We start from the raw sequence: 2,876 nt of genomic DNA on the forward strand, positions 1-2,876 counted from the left end.
AAATAAGAAGTAATTCAATCTTTAAAAGATTTTTACGCCAGCATTGTAGATGTATTAACTATCGGTCAATTTCTGCAGCCTACAATAAATCATTTACCAGTTGCCCGTTTTGTACATCCGGATGAGTTTGCCGAATACAGGGAAATTGGATATAATCTAGGTTTTGATTATGTAGAAAGCGGCCCTTTAGTAAGATCAAGTTACCACAGCGAAAAACATGTAATTGAAGGATGGGGGAGAGGGAAGTGGGAGGAGGAAAAGGAGAAAAGCAATTAGTAATTTGGAATTTGTAATTAGGTGTTAATACAAACCCTTAACCATATTTGTTTAGTATCTTTATAAAAAAAGAAATGTTAGTAATAAAACATCCACTTCTTTTTGTTGGTTCTAAAGGGGAAAAGAATTTATATACGCTGTTTGATAGCGGTGCAAATTTGTCTTGCATCAGCCCGGATTTTGTTGAAGGTTTAGCAAACAAAGAAAGCATTGGTAAACCAAGGTTTATTTCAACAGCCGCAATAGGGCATGTGATAGAAGTAAAATACAGGGTTTTGTTAGATTTTTATTTGAATGATGTTTTACTTAGCGATGAGTTTTTAGTAGTACCAAGTTTAAGTGAAGAAGCCATTATTGGTGCTGCCACTATGCAAAAGTGGCGCATTAAATTAAATTTTGAACATGATACAGTAGAGGTAGATCCTAAAGTTGCCAAGATGCAATTGAAAAGTATTTTACCAGATTAATTAGTGTGTTGAAAGCTTTTCTCCTAATTACAAATTCCTAATCCCTAATTCCTTTTTACCTCCCAAGCCATTCTTTAAATCCATTCACCCTTTCCCGGCTTACAATAGTTTCGGCAGTTGTTACAGGGCAAACTTCTACTTTTAATCTGCCGCCAAGCCAGGTGTGCACTTTTTTTACAGCTTCTATATTTACTAATAAATGCCGGTTAATGCGGTAGAAATTATCGGGTTGCAATTGGTCTTCTAATTGTGAAAGATTGTTTTCCAGCAAAAATTTTGTGCCGTTAAAATCAACTGCATAACAAAGTTTCCCATCGGCAAAACAATAGGCTGCACTTTCTGTTTTTAAATAACTTAATTGTTGCCCTCGTTTTATTAATAAGCGCTCTTTATATTTTACGGCATTCATATCCTGCATCAGCTTTAATATTTTATCCGAAAAATTAGTAGAAGCTTTTGGATAAAGTAATTGATATTTTTCTAAAGATTGATACAGCTCTTTTTCATCGATGGGCTTTAATAAATAATCGATACTGTTTACTTTAAATGCTTTTAGAGTGTATTGGTCAAAAGCGGTGGTGAAGATAACAGGAGTGGTTATTTTTACTTTTTCAAAAATATCAAAACTCAATCCATCGGCCAACTGAATGTCCATAAAAATTAAATCGATATTTTGTGCAGTGGTTAAATAGCGCACACTCAATTCCACACTGTCGGATGTATGTACAATTTCAATTTCTTCATTATAGCTGTGGAGTAATTTAGCAAGCCTTTTAGCTGCAGGTATTTCGTCTTCTATAATAATTACTTTCATCATGTCAGTTATCAATCAATGGAATAGAAACAGTAAAATTAGTTTCGCTTTCGGTTACTTTTACCGGTCTTTCGCTTATTAATTTATAGCGGTTGCGTATATTATCCAGTCCAATACCTGTCGATTCATTGATCTGGTTTTTCATTTGCAGGTTATTGCTTATCACTAGGCTTCCGTTTTCTGTAAAAACATTTATCTGCAATGGTTTGCCCGATGAAACAATATTATGCTTAATAGCATTTTCCATTAATATCTGTAAAGAAAGCGGCACAATTTTTTGCTGCATTTTTTCTGGCGGGATATTAATATTTACTTCCAGATTTTTTTCAAATCTTGTTTTTAATAAAAATGTGTAAGCATTCAAAACCTCCAGTTCGTCTTTTAATAAAATACTTTTTTCATCTTTTACTTCAAGTATATGTCGGTACACTTTGGAGAGTTGTTGTACAAAATCAACCGCATGTTTTGGATTTTCAGGAATTAAGGAACTGAGGGTATTTAAATTATTAAAAAGAAAATGTGGGTTTACCTGTGTACGTAAGGCATCAAGCTGTGCTTTCAGGCTTTCCCGTTTAAGATTTTCGGTTACTTCTACAGAATGCCGTAACTGGCGCATAAAAAAAATGCTTTCGTAAACAGCAATAATCATAATGGTACTAAAAATAGCAGCAGAGTTGGAATGGATAATGATATCTGCATTACTTAAATTTATATGCTCATCTTTAAAAATATTTTCTGTAAAAATACCCATAATAGTATTTGCAGTAACTGTAAAAACAAACATCAATCCGGATTGAAATATCAGGCGTTTTCTTACATCATAAAAAAGCGGAAATTTTTTGCGGCTGTAAACCATAATGAACCTGTTGCCAAGCCATATTAAGGAGGTAATGAGTAATGTAGTAAAATATTTTTCCCAGGTAAGAAATGGCGGCCTGTTGAAGCGGCAATTAAAAAATACAATTGGAATAATAAGACTAAATAACGGAATACCGATAGCCATAAGCAAACCGTCGTTAAATCCTATCCTGCAATTGTGTTTCTGCATATTGTAAAGATATAAAATTCAAAACAGTCTTTCAATGTATTGGTTAAATGCATTTATCAGTTGCTGAGGTTATATATTTCAACCGCCTCCTGCATTTTAGCAATATCGCCGTTGGCAGCTTTTGCTTTTTCAATGGCTGCAGCACAACCAATAAGATCTGTGTCAATAAATGAGGCTACTGTTTTTTTGGTAAGAAGTTTAAGTTTTTTATCAGTATAAATAAAGTAATCCCCAATCTTTCCTTCTGTACCGCTGCTGAAAATTGGCTCTG

At 33.8% G+C, this 2,876-nt stretch carries 4 protein-coding genes; 1 reads left to right on the forward strand and 3 read right to left on the reverse strand.

Annotation, left to right across the window (positions count from 1 at the left end; genetic code table 11):
- Positions 1-350: 350 nt before the first annotated feature.
- Positions 351-743 (forward strand): retropepsin-like aspartic protease, encoded by a 393-nt coding sequence (locus tag ACY65O_RS04970; protein WP_462219744.1) that lies wholly within the window; start codon positions 351-353, stop codon positions 741-743.
- A gap of 55 nt (positions 744-798) precedes the next feature.
- Here the strand turns inward: ACY65O_RS04970 and ACY65O_RS04975 are convergent, their stop codons facing one another.
- From ACY65O_RS04975 to ACY65O_RS04985, 3 genes are all read right to left on the reverse strand, one after another.
- On the reverse strand, positions 799-1,560 hold the full coding sequence (locus ACY65O_RS04975) for a LytR/AlgR family response regulator transcription factor (protein ID WP_462219745.1): 762 nt from the start codon (positions 1,558-1,560) through the stop codon (positions 799-801).
- A gap of 1 nt (position 1,561) precedes the next feature.
- The gene (locus ACY65O_RS04980; protein WP_462219746.1) at positions 1,562-2,605 is read right to left on the reverse strand and encodes a sensor histidine kinase; all 1,044 of its coding nucleotides are present in this window, start codon (positions 2,603-2,605) and stop codon (positions 1,562-1,564) included.
- A gap of 56 nt (positions 2,606-2,661) precedes the next feature.
- Positions 2,662-2,876, reverse strand: a 215-nt coding sequence (locus tag ACY65O_RS04985; RefSeq protein ID WP_462219747.1) for a hypothetical protein, incomplete at its 5' end; no start/stop codon positions are given.

Source organism: Ferruginibacter sp., assembly GCF_031430955.1.
GTDB lineage: Bacteria > Bacteroidota > Bacteroidia > Chitinophagales > Chitinophagaceae > Ferruginibacter.